Source organism: Thalassotalea sp. PLHSN55, assembly GCF_052030545.1.
Taxonomy (GTDB): Bacteria; Pseudomonadota; Gammaproteobacteria; order Enterobacterales; family Alteromonadaceae; genus CANMXU01.
The window spans coordinates 239,934-259,601 of the sequence record NZ_JBPDIH010000007.1; the positions used below are offsets into that span (position 1 = coordinate 239,934).

Below are 19,668 nucleotides of genomic sequence, written 5' to 3' on the forward strand. Positions count from 1 at the left end.
TAAATATTACGTTAGCCAGGCTCAACGGATCTTATCTTCGGCCCCGTATAGTTAATATCGGCACATTTTTGCGGTAAAAATTCGTGGTTAGTGTGCTTGAGATTATCAAGGTAGCAGGCCGTTACTCCGCTTGAAACACAAAGGCTTTTTATTTGGTACCCTTGAGTTGGTGTGAAGCTTTGGTCTGATAAAAAGGCGGCAGTGTAGCCACCAATATTGATACCCGCACCAAATTTTTCCATTAAATAATTTGAAAGTTCATTGGCGAGCTGCATGTGTTTGCCTATGCCAAAGCCAAGATTTTTGGTCATTTTTTGATGAGGAATGATGCGCTCATCTACCTTATCGACTGGACGAGCAAAACCAATAATCGCTGGTCGGCCGTGTTTTAAAGGTTCATTGGCAACTATGTCGGCTATTGACTGACCAGCCTGTGCTTTTTTTAAAGCTAACTGAATAAATTCCATCGCTAGTTTGGTGGTTTGACTACCACCGTATATTCGAGAGTCGGCCGCTAAAATACCCGCAACCGTTGCCGCCGTTGGCGATGCATGTGTTGTACCTGCTAAAGCGCCTACTTGATTACACCATATTCTGGCATCGGGATAACTCATACATAAAAAATTATTCTCTAACCAGCTTGCCAGATTTTTGCTAATGATGCGGCCAGTGATATTTAATACCATCATTTGCATATAATTTATTTGTTCGAATAAATCATTAAATAGGGTGTAGTGGTGAACATGAATGTCTTGACCGCCAAGCCACTGCCCAATATCTGTTTCAATTATGCCTTGTCTATCGTTCCAGTAATCAAGCGATATGTTTCTTTTATCGGGCTTGTTATGCGCGCTGTTTGATGACATAAATACCTCGTTACTTTCTCTTTTCAGTTGAAGAAAAGTGATACTGCTCGTCAGGTAACATTGGAATTGCCGTAACTGGTTTGTGGGTTTGTTCCATGCCATGAGCTAATATTCCCGGCGCGCGCAATAATTGATATAAGCCGATGCTTTCTCTCGCGCCCAACTTTAATTGCAAAAATACCGCGCCAGCAAGCCCCGTTGGCGTAATGCCGATATTTAACGAATTTAATTGCTTAAGTAAATCACTGACCCAATTAAATACTGGCGATTGAGGGGCTAAGGCAAATAATTGTTTTGCAAGGTTATGACTTAAAAGGTCAATATCGCCATAATACTGATTAAAGCCAGGGCACAAGCTTGATAACTGTTCGTTAATTTTTTTATTCGATGCTTTATTTGAATGTTGAGTGATGACGTCATGTATGTCATTCATCAGTTTACCGGGGTTATCGTTTAGACTTTTTTCAATGAATTGATAAGCGCTAGCAACGGCCTGTGCGCCATTGTACTCGCCGCCAAGTACGTTTAAGCCAATAGGAATGATATGCTCTGCCTTTGTTTTACTAACGCCCGCAGTCATTGCGGCTTTTACCGCAGCATCTCTGGGACCTGCGTTAATCAAAGCAATCATTAATGACTCTAATAGCTTCGCTTGAGATGAGCTCGGTAGTTCCCCTTTAAATAATAAAAACAGGGTATCTACAAAACTACGTTTTTCAACTAACTGCTGAAGATCATAGCCTGCCAGATACATTTTTTCTGCCACATAAGGGTTTTTATCACTCGCTTGCTCAAAGCATATACTGGTACTGGCAGCATTTGAATAATTAAAACCCGTTGCGTTATTTTTCATATTTTTGATTAAAAGCTATATCGACCAGTAAGCCAGAAGCCACGTTCTTCTAATGGGTAATCGTTTACAATTCGGCCATTTGAAGCTTCTCTGGCATCACTGTTAAATAAATTACGTACCGTTAATGTTAGGTTAATATGTTCTATCCCATCATAGTGCATCGATAAATTGGTCCAGTTATAGTCATCTATATGATTACGCGAGTCTAACGGCGCTCTGTAACGGTTGCTTATCCAGTAAGTATCACTGTAAATATTAATATCTTCTGTTATTTGCCATTGAATACTGGCATCGATACTGTGCTGAGGCGCGTCTGCAATAGGGTGGTTATTTGCATCTTTTGCATCTTGCCATGCATAACCCATTTTCACCTTTAAGGTATCAGATGGTTGCCATCTTATTTCTAGTTCACTGCCGATACCGTCTTGTTTGCTGCTGTTTTCAAGTTGATTGTCGACATAAGCTAACAATTCAGATGCTTGATATTGATAGATATTAAAAAGCACCTGCCAGTCGTAGCTTGGGCGATAATCAAACGCAAGATCCCAGGTATCAATTTGCTCTGGTTTTAAGTCTGGATTACCGAGTTTTACTGGGTTATTGGTTGCGTATAAGTCACCAAATGAAGGTGCTCTAAAAGCACTGCCATATAACAGTTTCGTGGTCAGGTTATGTCGGGTTTGCCAAACTAAAGCTAAACGCGGGTTGATGGTACTGCCAAAGTCAGAATAATGATCATACCTAACGCCAGCGGTTAGCTCCCAATCGCTGCTGAGCAGCCATTCATCTTGCAATGAAAGGTATGAAAGTTGACGAGTATTATCACCAATAAAAATATGTTCAGTGCCTTTAACGCTAGTTAAGGTGCCGTCTTGTTCTGTTTGACCTTCGCTAATAATGCCTGGACCAAAGTTTTTGAATTCGTCGGTGGTTTCTTCACTGTCTTTGTAACCAAACTCAAGGCGAATTTTATGTTTGGCAAAGCCTGAATAGTTCGAGGTAACACGCGCTTGGTAATTGGTATCTTCTAAAAGAGGATTGCCAATATAACCCTCGGTGTAGTTTACGCCTGCTGCGTCAATGTATCCTGCAGGGAAAATTTCAAAATATGTCGCGGCTTTGTATTGCTGAAATTGCAAATTAACGTCAATATCAAAGTCGGCGCTCAATTGTTTTTTATAGCCGGTTTGAATGGCGATTTGTTCACCTGAAGTGGTATCGTTATTCGATAGCGCTTGCGCTGCACCGGCACCGGTTCCACCTTCAAGATCTAAATACCACAATGACGCATACCAGTTATCGACGGTAAGTTGCATGTGAATATCTGTGTAACGATGGCGAGTGTCAAGTGGTCCGGGGGCGTTTGATATTTCACTCTGACCAATGAGATGCAATAAATCGGTCGGTACAACTCGACTTGAGTCGCCTGCACTATCTTGCCACTGAGCATTGGCGCTAAATTTTATGTTGTCTTGCTGGTAGCCGTAGTTGAACCATGCATTTTTACTATCAAATGAACCCGCTTTAACGCCGACGTCATTTTCAAAAACGGCGTCGTTGCCTTTGGTGATAATATTAATGACACCAGAGTATGCGTCTGCGCCATAAACAGCAGAACCTGGCCCGCGAATAATTTCAATACGATCAATTAAGTTAACGCCAACATCAAAAATATTCCATTTTGCGCCGGTAAATTCATAGGTAGTTCTTACCCCATTAACTAATACCAATACTTGGGAGTTTTCTGGGGTGTGGATGCCGCGAATAGAATAGGAAGGATTCATTCGATTGATATTAGAAGGGTAGGTATGAATGCCGGTTACGGTTTCAATGACTTGATGGATTGTATTGGCGCCCATCGCATGTATATCGTCAGCGCTAATGACGGTGGCAACTGCGGGCGCTTTATGAACCGATTTTTTTGTGCCGGTGGCAATGCTAACAAAGTCTTCATCACCATAAAAATCTTCAAAATAGTCATCTTCAGCACCATCGCTATCAGCCCATGGGCTGCCATAAGCAAAATTAGGCGAGGAGAGTGCAAATAAAATAGCCAAAGAAAGCGTTTTTATTTTGATCGAATGCAGCATGTATAAACCTTAAAACTTCAACGGAGTAAATAATTAAGTACTTAGTTTTTAATTTTATTGATACTTAGTTACTTTGAGTAACACCTTGTTAACAAGGATCACATACTTAAGTTCTAATGAAAAGCTTTTGTTATCAGTATCATAAATCTTTTTTAAGATTTTCGTGCTTGCTTGTTTTTTGCGCTAAAAATTTGAACCTGTAATGGCTAGGCAGGTGCCTTTAGGGGGCTGAATAAGCACAAGGCTTGCTCAAACAGACTTGCCATCTAAGTGTTTTGCCATTTTCTGCGGTGTATGAGTTAATCGTTATTGTCGATATTAATGTTAGTGGCGATATCGGTACCCGTTAAAAATACCGCACCCTGTTGTAAGCTTTTAACGCGACCCATCATTGGCGGGGTTTCATTTTTATCAATTCTTACATCAAGCACTGTTGGCAGGTTTGCATGTAGCAATTCATTCCAGTCGAGCGCTTCTAACTCTTGAGGTGTTTGTATTATTTTTCCGTTTGCCCCTTGGGCAATGGCCAGTAGTGAAAAATCGACAGGATTGAGTTGCCAGCCGATAGACTCCGCTCGACTCATTTTTTGCCCAAATTTCACCATGCCGTAAGCAGCGTCATTTAAAATAATAAAAACAATAGGAAGTTGATGTTGCACTGCAACGCCGATTTCCGCTGAACTCATTTGCCAAGCACCATCGCCAACGATGCAAATGTGTGGTTTTGACTTTGCTGCAATCGCAGAACCAATCACCGCGCCTATAGACCACGCCATGCTGCCAAACCCCATGCCAATGCGATAATAGCCGGCATTAGATTCGGTATTTAAATAGTGGGTTGCCCATGCCCAACTATTACCCGCATCAATAAAAAAGCGCGTATCAATTGGCATATTCTTGCTTAAATAGGCCATAAGGCGTTGCGGTTTAATTGGATGTGCGTCTGATAAGCATTTGTCACCATCGATGAGTGTCGTAAAACCGCCAAGCTCATTTTGTTGGCAGTTTATTTCCAGCCCTTGCCATGTTTTTTGCCAACTTAATTGAGAAATGCGATTGTTGACTCGATTCATTACCACATCTAAATGACCACAAACATGCAGTTTAGCCATAGGTGAACGACTAAAACTTTCTACCGATGAGTCAATGTGAATGAGTTTTTTGTTAAGTATTTCTTCGGGTAAACTTCCTATACCTGTTTCGGTGATGGTGGTACCAAATGCGAGAATAAGCTCGATATTGCTGTCTTTAAATATTTCTCTAGCTGATTGATGACCAGCATAGCCGTATACGCCACGATACAAAGGGTGTTTTTCATTGACCCATCGCTTACTCATGGGCCCTGATACAAACGGAGCATTTAATGATTCAGCCAAATGTTCTATTGCTTGATAAGCGCGTCCACAACTATGCCCTAAATATAAGACGATGTTATCGCAGCTAATAATTTCTTCAATAAGTGCTTCGACAGCTGAAATGTCTTCTAAAGAAGCATTATTCATTAAATAGTTAACGTGTACATTAGGATTTGGCTCGAGATAGGGCAGCTGTAAAATGTCTGATGGAATGCTTAAATGCACTGGCCCTTTGGGTGATTGAACGGCTTCAATGAGCGCAGAAATGAGCTTACTTTCTAATTGCAGTTGATGTGAGACTAATGCGTTAAATTTAGTGAAATTTTTGTAAATGCCAACCGTATCGATAGCTGTTTCGCTTGAGTCTTGCAACGATCGTTTGCCAAACTTCGGTAAGGCAGTTTGCGCGGTAATAACCAGCATTGGTATTTTATCAACTGAAGCAGAAGCGACACCGGTTATTAGGTTAGTAGCGCCAGGCCCGGTAGTTGAACACACCACTCCGAGTTTGCCTGTTTCTCTGTAGTAGCCATCAGCCATAAAGGCGGCACCGGCTTCGTGTCGTGCAATAATAGCTTTTGGTCCGCCCGCTCTTTCTGAACGAGCCAATGCATTATAAAAAGGTTCTATTGCGCCGCCGGGGACACCAAAAACATATTCGACGCCGAGTTGTTCTAAGTATTTAACGATTAGATCGGCATGGTCAATGATGTCGAGTTTGGAGCTTGTAGCTGAGATATTCATGACCTTACCTTTATGGAGTTTAGTTCGGTAGACTTGCGTTATTCACTCTGTATCTCTTTAGGCACTTAACTCACCGCTTTAACATCACCGAGCATTTTATTGCTGCAAATGCTTTCAATATCAGCGGGTTTTCCTATGTGATAGCCCTGAGCAAACTGCACGCCAAGCTCCTCAAGTTTGAGCAAGGTGGCTTCATCTTCAACAAATTCGGCAATTGTACTTTTGCCGAGCGAGCGAGCGGTATCATGTATTGCTTTTACTAAGGCTGCATCGATAGGATCTTTAGTCATATCTTTAACAAAAGAGCCGTCTATTTTTACGCTACCGGCAGGAATTTGCTTGAGGTAAGCAAAAGTACTAAAACCGGTACCAAAATCATCGATTGAAAAGTGACAGCCTAACTCGTTGAGGTGCTTAACCATGCGCTGCGTACCTGTGATATTTGACAAGCTAGCACTTTCCGTTAATTCAAAAATGATGTTTTCAGGGTTCACTTGATACTTTTCAATTTTCTCTTTAATAAACGCATAGAGACGATCATCATTAAAGGCTTGAGCGGAAAGGTTAATCGCAAGTTTTTCTAGGCAAGGATTTTGGCTCATTAATAGTAACGATTTACCGATAACGTGGCGGTCTAATAGATTCATATCTTCCGCCTTTTCTAACGAAGGTATGAAGTCATTTGGGTAGACAAGGCGTCCGTCAACCATCAGCCGGACTAGAGTTTCATAACATACCGTTTGTCGGGTTTTTATATCGATAATTGGCTGAAAGTGCAGCACGATATTATCTTCAAACAAGGCGTTTTGTAATTTTTGAACCCATTGAAAACGTTGCTTAAGTTCGTCTGTTACCTTGTCGTCTTTACTGTAAACATGGACGCGGTTTCTGCCTTGTTCTTTTGCCGCAAACATAGCGATATCTGCTTGTTGTAGGTAAACATCGCTACTTAATGCTTTGCCGTCTATGGCGGAAATACCTAAACTGCAACTGACTTTATAGACTTGTTGGGAAAACTGAAAACTGGTGTCGGAGATCACTTGGCAAATTCGGTTGGCAATGGTTAGTGCTTCGTCGCCTGAGGTATCGGTTAAAATAATGGCAAATTCATCACCGCCAATACGACTAAGAATATCTTGCTCTCGGGTATGTTCAGTCAACAAGCGGGCGATTTCTTTTAAAACAAAGTCGCCTTGATGGTGCCCTTGAGAGTCGTTAATGATTTTAAAGTGATCGAGGTCGATAAACAACAAACTATGTAATTGACCGGTGCGTATTGATGACGATGAGATGTTTTGTAATTCATTGTCAAAAAAGTATCGGTTATGAATACCCGTTAACGTATCGTGCAAGGCGACATGTTTTAGCCGTTGTTCAGCTTTCTTGCGGGTACTAATGTCGTCTATGGTTCCTGTAATGCCAACGGTTTTTTGTTCGTTATCATAAATGGCTGATAAGTTTATTTCACACCATAAAAAGTCGTTGTTTTTTTGCGCCAGTTGAAACTCTAAGCTTTCGTGGTTACTTTTACCCGAAGCCAACGCGTTAATCGCTTTTGCGATATTTTCATGCTGGAGGTTGTTACCTTGAAAGGTAAAATCAGTGAAGTATTTGCCTATGCTTTCTGCAATTAAATAGCCGCTGTATTTATGCCACGAATTGTTTAAAAAGGCGATGCGACCATTGGGATTTATTTCAATAACAACATTGGTTAGGGTATCTAAGATGCGATTATGGGTTTGCGCTAAGGTATTGTATTTTTCTTGTTGGTTAATTAATTCCAGAGTTTTGGCGTTGAATTGTTCATTAGCGACCAGAAAGTCTTCACGTTTGGCGGCAATTTCACATATTTTTCTGAGTTGCTCAGCTTTAAAGGGTTTTTGAATGTAGTCTGCAGCCCCTTTAACTAACATGAGCTCAGCAAGGTCGACTGTGCCGTGAGCGGTCATGATGACGACGACTTGGTGAGGGTTAAGTGCCATTAACTCATCAAGCACTTCACCGCCCGACATACCCGGCATCATAATATCGAGCAAAACAATGTCGTAGTGTTTTTCTTTAAACGCTTTTAAGCCGGCATAGCCATCTTGTGCAATATCAACAGTAAAGTTATTTTTAAGGATGCGCTTAATTAACAGTGCGGTGTCTTCGGTGTCTTCAATGACGAGAATATTGTGAGGGTCGTTTAAGTTACCTTGAAAATTAACCACTTGCTCAATAACATTGTTAATGTGTTGTATCTCTTGGAAAGAGATAACTTGGTCAATGTCGAACATTTTAGCTGTGGTTTGAGCAATGCGTTCACTGTAACTTTCGGTGAGTAAGATAATTGGCAGATCTTGATTTGCTGGTAAAACGCCAGATCGTATAAGTCTTGATAGTCGCCAACCATCAACGTCACCAATGTCAACTTCAGTGATCACTAAGTCAACATGCTGAGTTTTTAAAACGGCAACCGCTTCAATGCTATTATTAGCGGCAACTACTGTATGCGTTGATAAGTTAAGTAACGCAGTAATTTCAGCACTGACACTGGTGTTTTGTATAATTAATAATACTTTCAATGTGAGGTCCATCCAAGAGCCATTGAATACAGCTTTCGGTCTAAGCCGAATTTCCTACTAGCCGATAATATCACCTAGTTGTAGATAAATGTACACCTTTTATTTAATAAAAATCCATTGATAAATGCAGTTAAAAACAAAGCAAAATCATGTGCTTTGCGCAATATACTATGATGACTATTTTTTATGAGCCATTACTTAAAGGCAATATGATACTTGCTCTGTTTAACGTTTAGTGCAGAGCGTTTGGTTGTGTTGTTTCAATGCGGTTGCGGCCTTTGTTCTTGGCAATATACATTGCCTTATCGGCATCATTGATTAGCTGTTCAAAGTTTTTGTGCTTTTTGGTATGACTGGTAATTCCGATACTGACGGTGATGAAAACATCTTCGTTTTCTACGCGTAGTGGGGAGTTTGCTAACGATTTTTGAATGCGCTTGCCAATATCGAACGCGTCATTTGTATTGCAGTTGGGCAGCAGTAAAAAAAATTCTTCGCCGCCATAGCGTGCGATAAAGTCAATATCTCGAATCTCCGCCGCACAAATTTTGCATAGGTGGATAAGTAATTGATCGCCGATTAAATGACCATATTTATCATTAACTTCCTTAAAGAAATCACAGTCGAGTAAAACGGCGGTAAGATCTGTGTTTTGCCTTGTTGCTCGAGAAAACTCAATATTGCCGCGTTGGAATAATGCTCTGCGATTGGCAACATTGGTTAATGCATCTGTGTTTGACAGCTCTGTTAAATCATGGGTGCGCTCGTCTACTGCTTTTTGCAATGCATCTAAGGTAATCGTATTTTCGCTAAGCTCTTTATTCATGCTATTGAACTTGTTGACGATCATCCTTGTTTCAGGAAAATCATAAGAAAGCTTAACATCTTGAAAGTTGCCGCTATGGTTTTTTTCAATTGCTTGTTGCAGCTCCATCAGTGAAACAGTGAATATATTGGCGATACGAAATAAGCCAAATAATAAAATACTGGCTGCAACGGTTAATAAAATAATGCTTAAAAATATCGCTTTTTTAATGGTAGAGACAATGTCTAATTGCGCAATTAACGACAATTGTTTGCTATCCGCTTTAATTGACTCTATTTGTGTTACCAGTTTACTGAGCAGATGTTCACTAATATCTTTGGTGAGTAACTCGCCTTGTAGGTGATTGTAGAGAATTTTAATGCTGTTATTTTGGCTATCAATACTGTTTTGCAAGGTTTTTTGTGCAGGCGTTAAAGGTGGTGGCGTAGCAAGTAAACGACTTAATTGGCTATGGTGATCTAACCAGGTGTTTTTTTTACCTTGCGAATAGGAAAATTGGTCGATAATGACAGCTTGCGCGATATGGTCGGTATGAGTGCTTATTTGTCTGGCGTAATTGTCGCGCTCTAACGCGGTATTAATGGTATCCCAAGAAAAAAGCACATGGCTTATCACCCAAACAAAAATAATTCCTGCAAAAATACTAAAACATAGAATACGTTGTTTTAATCCAAGTTTTATCATAACGCTCATTTCGCTTTTTGGTGGCTATCAATTAAGGGCGTATATTGACCGCCATCGGGTTAATTTGCATAAGTGCTCGACTATCAATGAAATTATTAGCATCGGTTGACTGTGTTTGCTTGGTCATTTTATATTTTATTGCCCAATTGGCTTGCGATTCAATATTTAACAACAATGACCGATTTAGATTGAGTTTAAAAATATAATCAGGCCATGTCCAACTGATAAACTCGGGTGATAGTTGCAGTTTCTTTTGAATAATTTGCTGCGCATGTTTAGGCTTGGAAGCGATATAATCTATCGCTAAGCTTAAGCCATCTAATAGACATTTCGCCTGGTCGATTTGCTCATTGGTATAGAGCTCTTTCGAGATTAAATTAAAGGTTAACGTATAAATGTTTTTAGTTTTATGTAACTGAGCCTGATCACCTAATTGCTGAATGCTTTTAAATGCAAAGGGTTCCCAGGGCACTATTGCGTCTACTTCATTATTTTGAAATGCGCCGAGTAGTTGATTTGGTGAATAATAAATTAACTGAATATCATCAAATGATAGCCCAGCCAACGCTAAGTAAATACTGAGGTAATATTCACTGGCGCTGCTTCGAATAACACCAATACGTTTATTGACTAAATCCTTGCCAGAACCAATATTGTCGTTTGCTCGGGTGATCAGTTTTACATCATTATCCGATTGCACAAAGGTTGCATGGGTGACAAATTTAAGATCGTTCAAACTTTGAAAGGCGAGCACGGTATCTGAACTGGTGGCAAAGTCTACGTTGCCGTCAATGACTTCCTCAAAGGCTTTATTGCCGCCATAAACATCAACGATATTCACAGAAACGCAGGTTTGTGCAAAAAAGTCTTGCTCTTGGGCAATATAAAAAGGGGCTGACAGGGGCGTTCTGGACACAGCAACTGAGACTTCTGTTACCTTTTTTTCGGTAAGAGTTTCATAGCTAATAAAAATAACTACGGTAAAAATGATGGTTAACATGAGTGCTAAATTAATAAACCAATTTTTTTTCAACGCTTGTGCATCCTTTCATGAGTTGACGTTAGCTTGAGGCTAATAATAAGCCCGCATATTACAATATAGTCGGATATTCAAAATTCACTAAGGTAAATGCTATTAACTGATGATTTTTTAAGTTAATTAAGAGGTCAATGTGGTTGTGTAATTCATCGTTGTAGATTGGCAAGCTGGCAAGGAAGTTATATTTTTTATTGATGGCTTTAGTTACACTGACAATATTCGCGAAACACTTTTCTTTTAAATAAATTTTCTAAGATGATTTTAAAACTGATGTCGTTTTTTAAAGTGCACATACACGGTATCGCTTTATGCGTATTGGTTGCGGCGATTGCTAAGGTATTAGCATCAACGTATCAAGCACCTGTTATGCTACTGGCACTGCTGCTTGGCTTGGCATTGCATTTTTTATTTCACTCGCCAAAGCTACAATCGGGTATTGCATTTTGTTCAACCGCGCTGCTGAGAATGGCAGTGGCTTTAGTGGGAGTGCGAATAGCCTTTGCTGATGTCATGTCTTTAGGCTTTGAAGCACCATTGTTGATTATTGCATCTATGATAGTTTCTATGGGCTTTGCGGTTGTGCTTGCTCGATTATTGTCATTACCGACCTCGTTTGGTGTGTTATCGGGTGGCGCAGTGGCAATATGTGGCGTATCTGCGGCAGCGGCTATATCAACGGTATTGCCTAAAAACGCGCAGTTTGAAAAGTTTTTTGCATTAACCGTTGTCAGTATTACCGCGCTCGGCACGATGGCGATGATTTTTTACCCGATTGTGGTAACTACGCTAGGTTTATCAGATCAACTTGCAGGCGTATTTCTTGGCGGCGCTATTCACGATGTTGCCCAAGTTGCAGGTGCCGGTTATTCGGTTTCAGAAACCACTGGCGATATTGCGATGTATATTAAGCTAATGCGTGTTGCTTTATTATTGCCGATTGTGATGATCATTTTTTGGCTATTCAAAGGGCAAGGACAAAGTAGCAAGAAAGGCGTTAGCAGCTTTATACCAAGCTTTTTAGTGGTGTTTTTTGTCTTGGCGTTAGTGAATAATTTAGGACTGTTACCAACCGCTTTGGTTGATGTGATTAAAATATTATCTCAATGGTTTCTTGTCATTGCTATGGTCGCAATAGGTATTAAAACCTCGTTAGCTCAAGTGCTGTCGGTTGGCTGGAAACCGATATTTTTACTGACCTGCGAAACGCTATTTTTTGCGGTGTTGATCATCTTGGGCGTTTTGTATTGCTTATAGACAAGACAATCATAGTTTCAGAAAAAGTCGAACCTTAAGGTGTGTAACGTTCGACTTTTCAGTTAGTTACCAATCAATGCCTTTTTGCGCTTTAATGCCAGCATTAAAGGCGTGGCGCGTTGGTTGAACTTCGCTGATGGTGTCGGCAATATCAAGTAATGAACGATGACAAGCACGCCCCGTTACAACCACATGCTGGTTAACTGGGCGATTAGTTATTGCGTCTAGCACGTCGTCTAAATCTAGATATTTGTACGACAACATGTAAGTCAGTTCATCTAATAAAACCAGATCAATGCTATCGTCGGCTAACATTTTCTTAGCTTCAGCCCAAACCGCGGTTGCAGCAGCAATATCTTTACTTTTATCTTGGGTATTCCAAGTAAAGCCGGTATTCATTACGTGAAAAGTTACGCCATTTTTTTCTAATAAGTTACGTTCGCCGCTATCCCACTGGCCTTTAATAAATTGCGCAACGCCAGCGGTTAAACCGTGGCCAACCGCACGAGTTACTGTACCAAAACCCGACGTTGACTTGCCTTTACCGTTACCAGTAATAACAATAAGTATGCCGCGTTCTTCGGTTGCTGAGTCAACTTTTGCATCAATTTTGTCTTTGAGCTTTTGCATGCGTTGTTGGTGCTTTTCTTCACTAGAAAGAGATTTTTTGTCTGTCATAAGAGGAGCCTTAATATTTTAAGGATACCAATGTAGGAGCGAAAGTAGTGCGCTGGACCATTTTGATTCAGACACTCTTCGTGTTTTCCCGCACGAATATCTATTTAATCTAATTGTTTTTTAGCTTAGTCATTTAGCTTAGCTTTTGGCGGCAGGTACTCTGGCTTTACAGTTGCGGGAACAGCAATGGACTTTCACCATTTTCCCCTGCGAGTCAATCACCGAATTCTTTAACGGCAATTAAACTGCACCAGTTTACCTTGTCGTTAATAGCAGCGCAAAACAATAAAAATTGTTTGATAAAAAAGGGCCTGTTGGCCCTTTTTACATTGCGATTAACGATAAAACCTAGTGCTTAATTACCAAATTTTTACGCGTTTCTCAGGGGCAATATACATGGCATCACCTTCTTTTACGTCAAAGGCTTGGTAGAATTCATTCATGTTTGATAAAGAACCTAAGGCTCTAAATTCACCCGGTGAATGTGGGTCAGTTGCCACGCGGTTGCGCATCGCCTTCTCTACAAATTTTGAACGCCAGATTTGCGCGTAACCCATAAAGAAACGTTGATCGCCAGTTAAACCGTCGATAATTGGTGCTTCTTGACCATTTAAAGAGGCTTTATAGGCTTTATATGCGATAGTAACACCTGATAAATCACCAATGTTTTCGCCTAAGGTTAGCTCACCATTAACATGTAAACCTTCAAATACTTCGTAACCCGCGTATTGCTCAACAAGTATTTGGGTGCGCTTAGCAAATTCTGCTAAGTCTTGCTCTGTCCACCAATTTCTTAGGTTGCCGTCGGCATCGTACTTACTGCCTTGGTCATCAAAACCGTGGCCCATTTCATGGCCAATTACCGCGCCAATGCCGCCGTAATTTACTGCGTCATCTGCTGCCATATTGAAAAATGGTGGTTGTAATATTGCTGCAGGAAATACAATTTCATTCACGGTTGGGTTGTAATAAGCATTAACGGTTTGTGGTGTCATACCCCATTCCCAATCTTGAATTGGACCACCTAATTTTTCAACTTCTTTGTGATGACCCACCATGCCAGAGCGGACAATGTTGCCAACTAAATCATCTGCTGAAATCGTTAATTTTGAGTAATCCTGCCACTTATCTGGGTAACCAATTTTAGGAGTAAATGCCGCTAATTTCACATGCGCTGCAGCTTTGGTGTCTGTGCCCATCCACTCAAGCTCGTCAATGCTTGCGCCATAAGCGCTACGCAAATTTTCCACCAACTGACTCATGCGAGTTTTCGCTTCAGGTTTAAAATGACGACCTACGTAGATTTTCCCAATAACTTCACCTAGGTTATTATTAACAACACTTACACCGCGCTTCCATTGTGGGCGTTGCTCTTGGCGACCATTGAGCTGTTTTGAATAGAAATCAAAATTCTCATTATCAATTTCTTCAGTTAAATAAACCGCATAGGCACTTAAGGTATGAAACGTTAAGTAAGTTTGCCAGTCAGCTAAAGAAGATTTAGCGAAAACTTTACCAAAACCTTCAATGAAATCAGGTTGGTTAATAATAATGTCTTTTTGCTTAGCCACGCCTTGAGCATCAAGGTAAGCTGACCAATTAAAGTCGCCTGCTAATTCAGCTAATTGGCTCACTTGGAATTTATTGTAACGCTTTTCGCTATCACGACTTTGTACACGAGTCCAGTGGTAACCCGCGAGCTCAGTTTCCATTGCTAGAATAGTTTCTGCAGCAGCTTTACCGTCTTTAACGCCGGCAAGGTTAAACATATTTTCGATATGTGCTAAATAACCCTCGCGCATGTTTACAAAGCGCTCAGCTTCATTAAAGTAATAATCACGATCTGGCAAGCCTAAACCACTTTGCCAAATATGCGTGGCGTAACGAGATGAATCTTTGGCATCAACGTTAATGTAAAACGCTAGTGGGTTATTCACACCTGCGGCTTGATATTTACCAAAAAAACTGGCTAATTGATCTTTGTTTTTGAGTTGGTTGATATCGTCAAAAATAAATTGAATTGGCGTCGTACCTGCTTGGTTGCGCGCTTCACTGTTCATAAATGAACGAAATAGGTCAGCCACTTTTTGTTCGTCGCTACCTTCAACTAAGTTTGTTTGACCTGCTAACTCTTCAATAATTGCTTTTACCGCATCATCAGCATCGTCACGTAAGTCATAAAAAGAACCGACGGCCGTTTTATCGCCCGGAATTTCTGTGGCGTTTAACCAGCCACCATTAATGTAGCGATAAAAGTTATCTTGCGGACGAACACTCATGTCCATGTTAGCTTTTTCAATACCAGAAACTAACGCTTTTTTAACAGGTTGAATTTGTGCTTGTGGCGCTTGTTCTGTTGTATTACAGCCAGCCACAAGTAGCAGCGATGAACAAAGTGCACCGGTGATCAATGTTTTCATGATATTCCCACTTGTTTATTTGTCGTTGTTATTGTTAATTAATAAAACATCTAGCTTTTGTGTCTAGTTCGCTAATGATTGTGCTAAGCGAATTTAGGTAGATGTCGAAACGTTTAAATAGTAAGGAGTGTGCAATGTAATTGCCAGCGCTAGCAACATCTGTTTACATCTATTTACATTTGCTAGGGACTTGGTTGTACAAAGATTTTTACGCTTGTGGTTATTGGCTTTTACTTTGATTGAGAAAAAGGTTGAGGGCACATTCACACATTTCATCAATATTGTGGCTGTCTGCGTATATTCCGTCGATAAGTAAACGGGCAATGCCGTGCATAGTGCCCCAAGTGACTTGTGCTAAACGTAATGAGTTTTCATCAGCGGGCAAAATACCTTGTTGCTGCCAAGTTTTGGTCATTTCAACTTGGTATTGAAAACTCGGGTAGGCGGCGTCTCGTAGCGATTGTGTACTGGTGGCATCTTTCCAAATAGTGCGGCCGAACATTAAATCGTAAACCGACGGATTTTCGGCGGCAAACTGAATGTAACGCATGAAAAACTGGCGATAGCGTTGTTCATTGCTTAATGATTGATCGTTAAATACTTGCTCTTCAATTGCTTTCCACGCCATAAAACCTTGCGCGGCAACTGCGCACAATAGGTCGTTTTTATCGGTAAAGTGATGATAAGCAGCGGTTCTTGAAACACCGACACTAAGCGCTAATTTTCTAAGTGATAAGTTGTCGATGCCATCTGCTTCAATCATCTTAGTTGCGGCACTCACTAAGGTACTTTGCAAGCTGCCGTGATGATACTTAGCCTTGGTTTTTTCATTGCTTTTACCAATGCTTTTGTTATGGCTTTTTTCACTGCTGTTTTTATTTTTATCGGTGTTATTCATCATTAGCGCTAAGTTAATTTATGTATATTAAAGTGTTTTTCTACTCGGTAATGCAACATTAGAAAAAATTAATCCTGCCACTAGCGACATAAAAATTAAAAATGTTTGTGAACCTAAATCGGTTGTTTGAATAATAGATTGCCCAGTGACTAAGGTATTTAAGCCCATATAGACTTTACTGCCGGGCACTAAGACAACTAAGCCTAATAACTTAACAATACTCGACGGTAAATTCATCACCCGAGAAAAGATATTACCATAAATGCCTAAAATAAACGCACCTGCAAATGCGCCCAGTGCGGCACCTAAATAATGTGCACCCCATAATGAGGCGCCATAAGCGACGTAACCTGCCACTAAGCCCCAAAGGGCATCTTTTACTCTGACTTTAAATAAAATAATTAAACACACGGATAATATAGTAACCGCGAGCCAAGTCGCCCATTGCGGGATCATTTCAGGCGCAACATAGGTAATGTTTCCCCAGAATATTTGCCCTAAGGTGACGCCAAGCAGTGCGCCAAAATAAAGCTTAAATAACACCATGATCGCATCCATGATGCGTGCCGTGCCTGAAATTAAGTTGCGAGAGGCAAGTTCTGACAAACCTAAGGTAAGTGCTAAACCCGGAATAAAGGCAATAATGCTTGATAAGATAACCAGTGGCACATTAATGCCGGGATCAATTAAAGTAATTGCCGAGGCAAGTAACGCCGAAGTAATCGCTGAAATAGGCTCTAGCATATCGGTAACACGCTTTGAACGCTCAGCCCAAAATACGTAAATGCAAACGATAAAACCTAATAGTGTCGACCAAAAAATATCTTGCCAGCTAGTATTCATCAACATGGCAAAGGCGCCACTACAACAGCCAAAAGCGATAAAGGTTAATAGTCTGCCATAAGGGGCAGGTTTGGTGACGATATCGTCTAGTCGCTCAATCGCTTCGGCTAAGGTGCGTTGACCCGATGCCAGTTCATCAACTAATTCATCAGTACGTGCTAAGGCGCCTAAATCAATTTCCCCTGGGTTAACCCTCGCTAAATGGGTATATTCTTGCTGCTCGTCACCTTCAGATAAGACAAAGGTTAAGGCTGTTGGGCTGATAATAAAGTTTCCGTGCAGTTGCAATAAATTGGCAACACTTTCAAGGTGTGCTTCTAAACGATACGCCGGTGTACCAAATTTATGCAATGCTTTGCCAAGCCTGATAATAAAACGTCTTTTTTCAAGAAATTGGGCTGTTGGGCTCATATATTGTTGAAACTCTAAAGTAGTCGCCGAGTGACGGCTGAACAGATAAATACTAATAATAGCTATTATCGCAATATTTGGGTGTTAAATACATGTAAGCTAAATGAAATAATCGCGCCAATTTGTAAAATTATGGTAGGGTTAGTTGCCAGTATTATCGGTTAACTGGCTTTTTTGCTGTGTTTTTGTTTAAATTTTGTCGAGTGTGCGTAGGTTTATAATATGACGTTATTAATTATTTTATTATCGGTGTTTGCTGGTGTTGCCTTGATGGTGATCCTCAGTGAGCGTTTTGGCACGCCGATGGATAATCAACAACAATCCAAATATGCTAAAATTACGCGAATTTTAGTGTTTGTTTTACTCATTACCGCCATTATTAAACTCGCTGTTTCATAACGCCTTGTTATCGCCGATACTACTAACGGCTTTATATTGCTTAAGGCTTGGCGTCACTACAAAGCTTTGCGGTTGAGTCACTTCCCCTTCAGGCGTGTAACTACGGTCATAAATTGTCACCTCACCTTTATCAGATAAAGTAATAAGTGTTGTTGTGCGGGTGCCATATTCAGGTGATACGATAAAGATTGAACTTAGCATTTGCTCCCATGTTTGGCTTATTCCTGTGCTTGGTAATTGCTCAGGCTCAGCTTGACTTGGGTTAGTCATCAGCGTGAATAGTTGCTCAATTGGTAGCTCTGCATGAGTTAAAATTAGCTGTTCAAGTTGTTGCTGACCACGTGCCATTTTCGGCCAAATATCGTCGAGTGCGCCATTACATATGCTATGAAATCCTGCCGATAATTTATGATGACGTTTATTGACGCTGTCAAAGCAAGCTAGTTGCTGCAGGGGGCCATAAATTAAATTATAGCCATTGTATTGCTCAGCATTTGTTTCTAATGCTTGGCTAAACTGGCTGAGCTTATTTGGGGGGTCACTGGGAGCGCCAAGTATTTCAAGTGCTTTTAATGCCAAGTCGCCACGGGATTTCTTACTCGCGTCAAGTTTATCGCCTTGGCGAAAATTAGTCAGTGCGGCAAAGTTGCCTTGTAAATCTAAACCTAGCCACGTGCCACCTGCGGCTAAATCTTTTCCTGCTAATATTTGCTGCGCTGGCCACAAGTGCATTTTTTGACTGGGGCGCTGATGAAACTCGTCACGATTGGCGCAAATAATAACCGGATATTTAGGATGTTGCTCAATGGCAAAAAACAAAATACACATAGTGTCTTGGCATACCTAGATGAAATCAATAATGTGCTAACTTAGCTCAACTTCGTCTTTATAGAAAGCCTTGCTTGGGGTAGAGTTTGCTCATTCAGTAAAACTTCCTAATGTTAAGGAGTTTAAGGTGTTCGAAATTCCTCAAATATCACTTAAAAATAAAGTGTCAGCGATTGAATGGCAAACTCGTGTCGATTTAGCCGCGTGTTATCGTTTATTGGTTTTACATGGTTGGGACGATTTAATTTATACGCATATTTCTGCTCGTATACCCGGGACTGAGCATTTGCTGATTAATGCTTTTGGTTTAGCGTTTGAAGAAATCACCGCATCAAATCTTGTAAAGATTGATATCGATGGCAATATTGTTGACCCTGATTGCCCGTTTGAAATTAACCCAGCAGGTTTTACCATCCATAGCGCCGTTCACCAAGCGCGCCATGACGATATGTGTGTGCTGCATGTGCACACCAACGAAACGATTGCGGTTGCCAGTTTAGAAGAAGGTTTACTACCGCTTAGTCAATATGCCATGTTTGCCTTGGCCTCAATAAGTTATCACGATTATGAAGGCTTAGCGGTAAACGACGATGAAAAGCGTCGTCTGCAAAACGATTTGGGTAATGCTAATTTTATGCTGCTGAGAAACCATGGTGCATTAACTTTAGGTAAAACGATTGGCGATGCATTTATGCATATGTACGACCTAACCCGAGCGTGCCAAACGCAACTGCAAATAATGGCAACCGGCATGAAACCTGTTTACGCCCCGCAAAGCATTATTGATGGCATTAAAGCGCAAGCGAATATTGTTCATACCGGCACCACCGGTGGGCAAAAATCGTGGCCGGCAATGCTTCGACGAGTTTATCGTAGCGATCCTAACTTTGCGACTTAGTAACATAAGCCCAATAGA

The 19,668-nt window shown here is 40.8% G+C and carries 15 protein-coding genes and 1 riboswitch; of the genes, 3 read left to right on the plus strand and 12 right to left on the minus strand.

Annotated elements, in window-relative coordinates; genetic code table 11:
• Positions 1–11: 11 nt before the first annotated feature.
• The 7 genes from ACRRSQ_RS15125 to ACRRSQ_RS15155 form a co-directional block, all read right to left on the minus strand.
• Positions 12–866 carry a hypothetical protein gene (locus ACRRSQ_RS15125; protein ID WP_440876598.1) on the minus strand — a complete coding sequence of 285 codons (855 nt, stop codon included), beginning with the start codon at positions 864–866 and terminating at the stop codon, positions 12–14.
• 10 nt (positions 867–876) lie between these two features.
• Entirely contained in the window at positions 877–1,719 is an 843-nt protein-coding gene (locus tag ACRRSQ_RS15130; protein WP_440876599.1) for a hypothetical protein, read from the minus strand.
• 8 nt (positions 1,720–1,727) lie between these two features.
• Positions 1,728–3,809 carry a TonB-dependent receptor plug domain-containing protein gene (locus tag ACRRSQ_RS15135; RefSeq protein WP_440876600.1) on the minus strand — a complete coding sequence of 694 codons (2,082 nt, stop codon included), beginning with the start codon at positions 3,807–3,809 and terminating at the stop codon, positions 1,728–1,730.
• Between the two features lie 299 nt (positions 3,810–4,108).
• Positions 4,109–5,908: a thiamine pyrophosphate-binding protein gene (locus ACRRSQ_RS15140; protein ID WP_440876601.1), complete on the minus strand. Its 1,800-nt coding sequence runs from the start codon at positions 5,906–5,908 to the stop codon at positions 4,109–4,111.
• A 65-nt stretch (positions 5,909–5,973) separates the two neighbouring features.
• Positions 5,974–8,472, minus strand: coding sequence for an EAL domain-containing protein (locus ACRRSQ_RS15145; protein WP_440876602.1), 2,499 nt, complete (start codon positions 8,470–8,472; stop codon positions 5,974–5,976).
• Positions 8,473–8,704: 232 nt separating this feature from the next.
• The gene (locus ACRRSQ_RS15150; protein ID WP_440876603.1) at positions 8,705–9,982 is read right to left on the minus strand and encodes a diguanylate cyclase; all 1,278 of its coding nucleotides are present in this window, start codon (positions 9,980–9,982) and stop codon (positions 8,705–8,707) included.
• A 31-nt stretch (positions 9,983–10,013) separates the two neighbouring features.
• Positions 10,014–11,015, minus strand: coding sequence for an ABC transporter substrate-binding protein (locus ACRRSQ_RS15155; protein WP_440876604.1), 1,002 nt, complete (start codon positions 11,013–11,015; stop codon positions 10,014–10,016).
• A gap of 276 nt (positions 11,016–11,291) precedes the next feature.
• Here ACRRSQ_RS15155 and ACRRSQ_RS15160 point away from each other — a divergent pair, with 276 nt between their 5' ends.
• Positions 11,292–12,275 (plus strand): YeiH family protein, encoded by a 984-nt coding sequence (locus tag ACRRSQ_RS15160; protein WP_440876605.1) that lies wholly within the window; start codon positions 11,292–11,294, stop codon positions 12,273–12,275.
• 66 nt (positions 12,276–12,341) lie between these two features.
• On the opposite strand, the gene cobO is transcribed toward ACRRSQ_RS15160, so the two are convergent.
• From cobO to ACRRSQ_RS15180, 4 genes are all read right to left on the minus strand, one after another.
• Positions 12,342–12,953: a cob(I)yrinic acid a,c-diamide adenosyltransferase gene (gene cobO / locus ACRRSQ_RS15165; RefSeq protein ID WP_440876606.1), complete on the minus strand. Its 612-nt coding sequence runs from the start codon at positions 12,951–12,953 to the stop codon at positions 12,342–12,344.
• A gap of 145 nt (positions 12,954–13,098) precedes the next feature.
• Positions 13,099–13,178: riboswitch (adenosylcobalamin-variant (AdoCbl-variant) riboswitch) on the minus strand.
• A gap of 134 nt (positions 13,179–13,312) precedes the next feature.
• The gene (locus ACRRSQ_RS15170) at positions 13,313–15,373 is read right to left on the minus strand and encodes a M13 family metallopeptidase (protein ID WP_440876607.1); all 2,061 of its coding nucleotides are present in this window, start codon (positions 15,371–15,373) and stop codon (positions 13,313–13,315) included.
• Between the two features lie 220 nt (positions 15,374–15,593).
• Positions 15,594–16,274, minus strand: coding sequence for a TetR/AcrR family transcriptional regulator (locus ACRRSQ_RS15175; protein WP_440876608.1), 681 nt, complete (start codon positions 16,272–16,274; stop codon positions 15,594–15,596).
• A gap of 24 nt (positions 16,275–16,298) precedes the next feature.
• Positions 16,299–17,525 (minus strand): threonine/serine ThrE exporter family protein, encoded by a 1,227-nt coding sequence (locus ACRRSQ_RS15180; protein ID WP_440876609.1) that lies wholly within the window; start codon positions 17,523–17,525, stop codon positions 16,299–16,301.
• 222 nt (positions 17,526–17,747) lie between these two features.
• On the opposite strand from ACRRSQ_RS15180, the gene ACRRSQ_RS15185 reads away from it, so the two are divergent.
• Positions 17,748–17,924, plus strand: a complete 177-nt coding sequence (locus ACRRSQ_RS15185; protein ID WP_440876610.1) for a hypothetical protein — start codon at positions 17,748–17,750, stop codon at positions 17,922–17,924.
• Here the strand turns inward: ACRRSQ_RS15185 and ACRRSQ_RS15190 are convergent.
• Positions 17,919–18,752: an NRDE family protein gene (locus ACRRSQ_RS15190; RefSeq protein ID WP_440876611.1), complete on the minus strand. Its 834-nt coding sequence runs from the start codon at positions 18,750–18,752 to the stop codon at positions 17,919–17,921. The two genes, ACRRSQ_RS15185 and ACRRSQ_RS15190, sit on opposite strands and share 6 nt — an antisense overlap.
• 127 nt (positions 18,753–18,879) lie before the next feature.
• Between ACRRSQ_RS15190 and ACRRSQ_RS15195 the strand changes: the two genes are divergently transcribed.
• Positions 18,880–19,650 (plus strand): class II aldolase/adducin family protein, encoded by a 771-nt coding sequence (locus tag ACRRSQ_RS15195; protein WP_440876612.1) that lies wholly within the window; start codon positions 18,880–18,882, stop codon positions 19,648–19,650.
• The last annotated feature ends 18 nt before the right edge of the window (positions 19,651–19,668 follow it).